8 protein-coding genes and 1 pseudogene are annotated in these 6,000 nt (G+C 62.6%); 6 read left to right on the top strand and 3 right to left on the bottom strand.

Annotated features, from left to right (window positions below; genetic code table 11):
- Nucleotides 1-57 precede the first annotated feature (57 nt).
- From RTL41_RS15570 to RTL41_RS15585, 4 genes and pseudogenes are all read left to right on the top strand, one after another.
- A pseudogene (locus RTL41_RS15570) lies at nt 58-243 on the top strand (cold-shock protein); the annotation flags it as partial.
- A gap of 96 nt (nt 244-339) precedes the next feature.
- Nucleotides 340-570 carry a cold-shock protein gene (locus tag RTL41_RS15575; RefSeq protein WP_409418342.1) on the top strand — a complete coding sequence of 77 codons (231 nt, stop codon included), beginning with the start codon at nt 340-342 and terminating at the stop codon, nt 568-570.
- Nucleotides 571-822: 252 nt separating this feature from the next.
- Nucleotides 823-1,764 (top strand): hypothetical protein, encoded by a 942-nt coding sequence (locus RTL41_RS15580; RefSeq protein ID WP_183772308.1) that lies wholly within the window; start codon nt 823-825, stop codon nt 1,762-1,764.
- A gap of 149 nt (nt 1,765-1,913) precedes the next feature.
- Nucleotides 1,914-2,471: a hypothetical protein gene (locus RTL41_RS15585; protein WP_312165976.1), complete on the top strand. Its 558-nt coding sequence runs from the start codon at nt 1,914-1,916 to the stop codon at nt 2,469-2,471.
- Nucleotides 2,472-2,546: 75 nt separating this feature from the next.
- Here RTL41_RS15585 and RTL41_RS15590 read toward each other — a convergent pair whose 3' ends face one another.
- From RTL41_RS15590 to RTL41_RS15600, 3 genes are read right to left on the bottom strand one after another with little or no spacing between them, the layout of a single operon-like run.
- Nucleotides 2,547-3,539 (bottom strand): DUF2971 domain-containing protein, encoded by a 993-nt coding sequence (locus RTL41_RS15590; protein WP_183772314.1) that lies wholly within the window; start codon nt 3,537-3,539, stop codon nt 2,547-2,549.
- Between the two features lie 7 nt (nt 3,540-3,546).
- Nucleotides 3,547-3,960, bottom strand: a complete 414-nt coding sequence (locus RTL41_RS15595; RefSeq protein WP_183772316.1) for a hypothetical protein — start codon at nt 3,958-3,960, stop codon at nt 3,547-3,549.
- Nucleotides 3,961-3,963: 3 nt separating this feature from the next.
- Nucleotides 3,964-4,827: a HEPN domain-containing protein gene (locus tag RTL41_RS15600; protein ID WP_312165979.1), complete on the bottom strand. Its 864-nt coding sequence runs from the start codon at nt 4,825-4,827 to the stop codon at nt 3,964-3,966.
- 474 nt (nt 4,828-5,301) lie between these two features.
- Here RTL41_RS15600 and RTL41_RS15605 point away from each other — a divergent pair, with 474 nt between their 5' ends.
- Together RTL41_RS15605 and RTL41_RS15610 are read left to right on the top strand one after the other, a co-directional pair.
- The gene (locus tag RTL41_RS15605; RefSeq protein WP_183772320.1) at nt 5,302-5,643 is read left to right on the top strand and encodes a DUF3703 domain-containing protein; all 342 of its coding nucleotides are present in this window, start codon (nt 5,302-5,304) and stop codon (nt 5,641-5,643) included.
- Between the two features lie 84 nt (nt 5,644-5,727).
- Nucleotides 5,728-5,949 (top strand): heavy metal-associated domain-containing protein, encoded by a 222-nt coding sequence (locus RTL41_RS15610; RefSeq protein WP_183772322.1) that lies wholly within the window; start codon nt 5,728-5,730, stop codon nt 5,947-5,949.
- Nucleotides 5,950-6,000 lie beyond the last annotated feature (51 nt).

Genomic DNA, 6,000 nt, shown 5'->3' on the forward strand with positions numbered 1-6,000 from the left:
TAGCCAGGCGGCGCGCAGCCGGGCTAAATCCGTGGCTTCACAACGGAAGGGGCCGCCATGTCGCAAGGCGTCGTCAAATTCTTCAATGCCGCGAAGGGCTTTGGTTTCATCAGTCCGTCTGACGGGACGCCTGATATTTTCGTGCGTATCTCCGCCCTGCACGACAGCGGCATCGAAGGCTTGAACGAAGGCGACGAAGTGAGCTTCGAGGTCGAGCGTGATCGGCGCTCTGGCAAGTCATCGGCCGTGGCGCTCTCAGTTCTGGCCTATGCGCCGGCGGGAGGTGGTCGTGGCCGCGGCGGCGGTTCCGGCCGCTCTGCGTCGCCGCCGCCGCGGGGGGTGAGCCGCGAGACCCTCGGTTCGGGCGCTGGTGTCGTGAAGTGGTTCAACCCGGCGAAGGGCTTTGGCTTCATTCAGCCGAACGACGGCGGCACCGACATCTTTGTGCACATCTCCGCCGTCGAGCGTGCAGGCCTGCGTGGCCTTGATGATGGTCAGCAGGTCAGCTTCGACCTGGAGCAGGACCGGCGTAGCGGTAAGCTGGCGGCGACGAACCTGAGGGTGGAGTAGGGCGCTGCCTCAGCAAGGCATCACGGTGGCGGCCCCTTGCAAGGCAGGGCCCTCACCATGAGCACTCCAGTGGCCCCACCTCGGCCGTCCCTCCGCATTATCCATCTCTCGGGGGGGCTTCGCGCGTTCGACATTGGCGATGCCGACGTTCGGGTTGGGCCCGACTACGGCTTGCATCTCCTGCAGTTCCCGACACAGCCCTATGCGCGGACCTACGCTGTCCTACAGGACATTGGGCTTGAGATACTCGGGGTGGACTTCATCAGTCATAGAAGTGCGCTGGTCGCTGGCGAACCTCCAGACTTCCAGGTCTTTTGGCCCCAGGCCGGTTTCGCGGAAATGGCGTGCGAGCGAGCGTGGTCGCAGGTGCGCCACGTGCCAGAGCAACGAGGGCCGGAGATCGTCGACATAGCGGGGCGATTTGCGACCTATCTTCGCCTGCTCAACCTACGGGTCCGCGAACTCAGCGATGCCTATCGAAATTGCCTCCGGTCGAAGCTCATTGACTTGGATGGTTCATACAAACGACCGCAAGACCGAACGCTCTTCGCGAATGGCTACCTCGTCCACATGGAGGCGGCGATCCATGCATTTCTCGCCGATGCCGCAGGGCTGCGCGATCTGATCGCGGAAGCCATTTGGCGTCTCGTGCTAAAGGAGGCCTCGCAAGACGTCACGACACTGGCTTCATTGCTCCGTCGAACCCGTTCGCGCTCAAATGCGGCTCCGCTGCTGACTGAAATCCATGCCGCGGGCGCCGACGGCGGCTGGCTCAGGGCCCTGACGGACCTTCGCAACGCCATTACCCATGTCGCGCCGCTCGCAAATTCGCACGAGCTACACTCGACGCAAGTACGGTTGCGGCCGCTACGAGGCGGCTCGGCGCCAATCGTCCACTATCCTCTGACAACAGCCGAGGGCGGACTGAGGCCACGCCCGTCGCCGGTTGATTTTGAGCAAGAAGCGATCCTCAAGGAGCGGCTCGAGGAGTATCGCGGCTTCGTCGACACAAGCGGCGACGCCTTGACCTATGCGCACGGTACTCTCCACGCCCTAGTCGCGCTCGCAAACAAAGTGCGCGAGACGGCCGGTCTCAAGCATCAAATGCTTACGATCACCGATGCGGACATCATTGGTCCGGTCCGTTTCTATGGCCGAGGTCACGATAGCTCGCCGGGCGATCCTCCAGAATAGGGTCGCGGACGTCCGCACGCATCTGCGCAACCCCTCGTGGCAGTAATCCCTTGCTACGCAAGGCAGTCCTTCAAATTTGCGCTGCGAACTTCCGGGTGGTGCTTGCCCTAGTTGCTTCGCCCAGCCCAGCTTGTTTAGCTTCGGCCGCGATGATTTTCGACAGCGTCCCTTGGAAAGCTCAACTCGCGAAAGACGCCGCAGAGATCGATGCGTCCGCAGCTAAGCGCCCCTCGGCCAAGCGTTCGCTCCTCATTGAGCGGAATGTCTTTGTCGGGGCCTATGCCATTCGGAAGCTCGATGAGTCTTTCAGACTGTCGTCAGCGTTCCTCGATGAGCCAATCACTGTGAAGCACTATCCGGTGATCCGGAGTGGCTACTCACCGATCCGCCATCCGGACTTTGAGCGCTTCTTTGCAATGGAGCAGCCGCAAGCGCGATCGCTGACGCGTCGTCGCTTGCTGAACGTGTTGATCCACAGTGCAGTGTTCGTCGAAGTCCTCGGACCCCGCGGGCGTTGTCAGGGAGTCTTGGTCGCATCGGACCGTACCGTGAGGCACGGACTCTACGAAGTTGAGCTGCCGGACCTCACCAACCTGATGCGCCTTGTCGCGGCAGAGTTTCCGACTGTGATGACGATCAGAACCGCTGAGGATGGAACCTGGACAGTGTGGACGGGGCATGATCCGCCCACCTTACAGGACGATTAAGCGCTGGGCACTTTTGGCTAACGACATCCGCGCTGGCCTCGCGAATTGGCCTTTGCGAAGTCCGGTTAGGTAGCCCTAGAAGCCCGGGCCGCGATACGGGATCGTAGACAAATCGACCGGGATATCCGTGTATCCGTGGTGGTCGAGAAAGGTTCGGACGGAGCTGGCGATCAGCTCTTGGTGTGGCGATGGGCCGACCATCACGTTCTCAATGCTGACCGCGTTCTCCAGGCGATCTCCCGTGCATAGGTAGGGTACCAAGCCCAGCGGACTGGGGCGGAACTTCAACCCTCCAAAGTCGTCTGCTTCGGCGTGCGAGAGAACGACCCTGACTTCTGCTTCATGGCCGAAGGCCAGATTCTTAAAGCCGACGATGGCTCCGGACAGCGTGGAGGTAAGGCGCTCGACATAGTGCTGGTCATGATCGTCGGGCCAATGACCGCGCATCGCCTCCATGTCCGTGCGGTACTCGATTTCGAAGCGGCGTAGGAGCGACAGCACGAGCGCCTGCTTGGCTCGGGCGGAATAGAAGACACGATGCGGCAGCATCGATGATCCGTAGAACATCGGAGCTCGTTGTTTCTGGTGGTTCACGCCAACGCCGATGCACACGCCGCCACTGCCGCCGTAGCCGCGCCACTGTTCCAGGCTGTCGCGCAAAGTGGAAAAGCACGCAATCAGGTGTCCGACCTTCGGGGGGCGCAGAATGTTGTCGCGAACCGCCTTGGCGATGGGGCGGAAGGCGGGCACGCGAGAGCGACGAACAATCTGTGACAGCACCTCGGCCGCGAGTTCGGCGCCATGACGCATCTCGTGCGCATCGTTCAGGAAGCGGCTATCGCTCGCCCAAAATCCCCTGGATTCGATGATGCCCTTGAAGCCGCTGAGGCTGGTGTAGTGGTAGAGCGGCGGTCCCCACACGAGGATGTTCTCGCGGCGAGCCACGCGTTTCATCGCAGCTTCGTCATGCCGTTCCACTGGCCAGAATTGGGCCCGTAGGAACCCGGTGCGATAGGGGCGATTGCCAATGTACTGGACGTCGCCCAATCGAATCGTGCGCTCGGTCAACGCAGGCCTACAGCGCCAGGAGCCATCGACCGAACATGTCGCCATACCCGTTAAGGAGTGTGCCGCAGACGATCATCACGACGCCAGCCACGCGTTCGGCTATCACGGAGCGTCGAACTTCGGGGCGCCGTGCTTCCGCGCGTTTAAGGCGATCGGCCAGATCGGACATCGGAAAGAAGGCATGCACACGAGGCATTTGGCGCTGCACCGTGCTGGCGACGCCGTCGGTCAAGATGGGCCGCGCGGTGACAGCGATGCCCCATACCGTCAGCCATGACCCAGCTCGCTGCAGGACAACGACGTCCCGGGTCGCTTCAAACCACCATGCATGAGTAACCAATCCGACCCCGCCGACTATCAGCAGCAACAGATAGGCAAGGCGTCTGATTGGTTTCGTTGAGGCCTCGGTCAAACTGGTCATTGACTAGGCTCCAGCCTCTCTCTTGAGCGCCTCAAGCCGCTCCTGCGAAACCTCCTCCACGATCTCGCGCAGGCGGGTGGCTTGGGCGGCGAGCGCTTGCAGATCCTCCGCAGTGATATCGTAGCTGGTGGAGTAGCGGGCCTCGACGTAGGCGCGCTTGAGGGTTTCGAAGCGGCTGCGGTCGGCGCGATGTTCGCGCGGCCAGACGGCGATCAGGCGCGGCTCGTTCTGTTCGGCGAGGGACCGGAGGAACTTGATGTTGTGGGAGCGCGGGAAGTAGAGCGTCCGCACTAGCAGGAAGCAGGCGTAGGCGGTTTCGACGGCCTGGTGGAGATTGAACGCTGCCTTGTTAGGCCAATCGCCGACTTGGCCTTTTGAGCGGGCGTGCTCCGCCAACTCGAGCCACGACGCGATCGAGGTCTGCTGCCTCTCAAAGTACCCCTTCGCCAGGTCGTAGGCGTCCCGCGGCGTCGGCGGAGCAGGCATGGCGAGCGGGTGGCCGGGCAGCTCGTAGAGGACGACGCCGTCGCGGGCGATGTCTGTGAAGAAGTACTGACCTTTGGAGAGGGCGTCGTTCACCTCCTGCCGAGTGTGGACGATGATGTTGACCGTGCGGCCGACCTCCGGGTCGCGCAGGATCTTGTCTTCGGCGACGTACCAGTAGTCGGCGATGTCGGTCAGCTTCTCGTGGCTGACGATGACCAGCAGATCGTAGTCAGACTGGTAGCCGTTCTCCGGTTCGTCGACCCAGTCGTTGCGGGCGTAGCTGCCGAACAGGATGATCTTCAGCACCTTGCCCTGCTTGCGGAACGGCTGCGTGCCGCCCGCCACTGCTGCGTCGAACTCGGTGAGCAGTGTCTGGGCCACGCGCTCAAGTTCGCGCTGTTGCAGAGCGGGGAGGTGATCGGGGTCAGTTCTCATTCCGTTCGAGTCTCGCCAAAGCGGGGCAGTGTTGGCAAGCCCTATTGCAGGTAGAATAGCGCTGTCGGGTGGTTCGACCGCGAGGGAGACGGCAGACAGCGGGCGCTTCGTGTTCTCCCGGGCAGGCCGGTTTTTGGAGAGCCGGGTGTTGAGAACGTGCTTGAGACACGCGCCGACGCCTTTGGCCTTTCGGCTTGGACATCCGCGCCGGCCACCCGGCCGATCTCAGCCATAGCACGCCATCGGCGGCGAGCTACCCGGCGCCCACCGCGCGGTGGGCGTCCCTCGGCCGGCGTCTGCTCGGGCCTTCAGGCCCTGCGGATCACCGTGCTCGTGGAGACGCTTCTCAAGTTACCCGGCCGATCCTATGTGCATTCAAGCGGAGGTCGCTGACGCGGCGCCACGAATGGGGCAGGTTTGATGAAAACTCAGATGCGTCGCCAGGCTTTCGAACGCGAGGCTGCGGCCGCAAAGCGCGCCTTGGCCGTCGGCGACCTCGATGAAGCGTTTCGCCTGCTTGAGAGGGCCCACATCTTGGGTCAGCCCTGGGCAGGGCCCCATAGCTGGGCGCATTTTGAGATGCTCAAAATCGGATGGCGCAGGAGGGATGCTCGCGAGGTGAGCGGTCAACTGGTTCGCTTGGCGGCTGGCGGACTGTTGTCCTGGATGGGGCGGCTGCCCGCAGGCAACACGGGTGGCGCGAATGTGCCTGCCGAACAGCCGATGCCGCTGCCCGATGATCTCGCTGATCTCTGCCGCTGACTGCGGGGCCTAACAGCGGATTTATCGCTTGATCCTCGATTGGCTGGAGGAAGTACGCTGCTTCTCAGAATAGAGGAGCCGCACATGGACGAAGCACTGAAGGCCACCACGCTCACGGTTACGGGCATGACCTGTTCGGGCTGTGCGAGCAAAGTCGACACCGCTCTGCGCGGTCTCGAAGGCGTGCAAGACGTTTCGCTTCATTATCCCGATACGACGGTGGGCGTCCTCCATGGCGCTGCGGTCACGCCGGAGATCCTCCGGGATGCCGTGACCTCGCTGGGCTTCGAAGTCGCGGCGGCCTAGGCGGAATCGACATTCAGCGCAGCCAGATCATGGTGGCGGCGAGGTGTACGA

The sequence above is a fragment of the Phenylobacterium sp. genome (genome assembly GCF_031984885.1).
Lineage (GTDB): Bacteria > Pseudomonadota > Alphaproteobacteria > Caulobacterales > Caulobacteraceae > Phenylobacterium.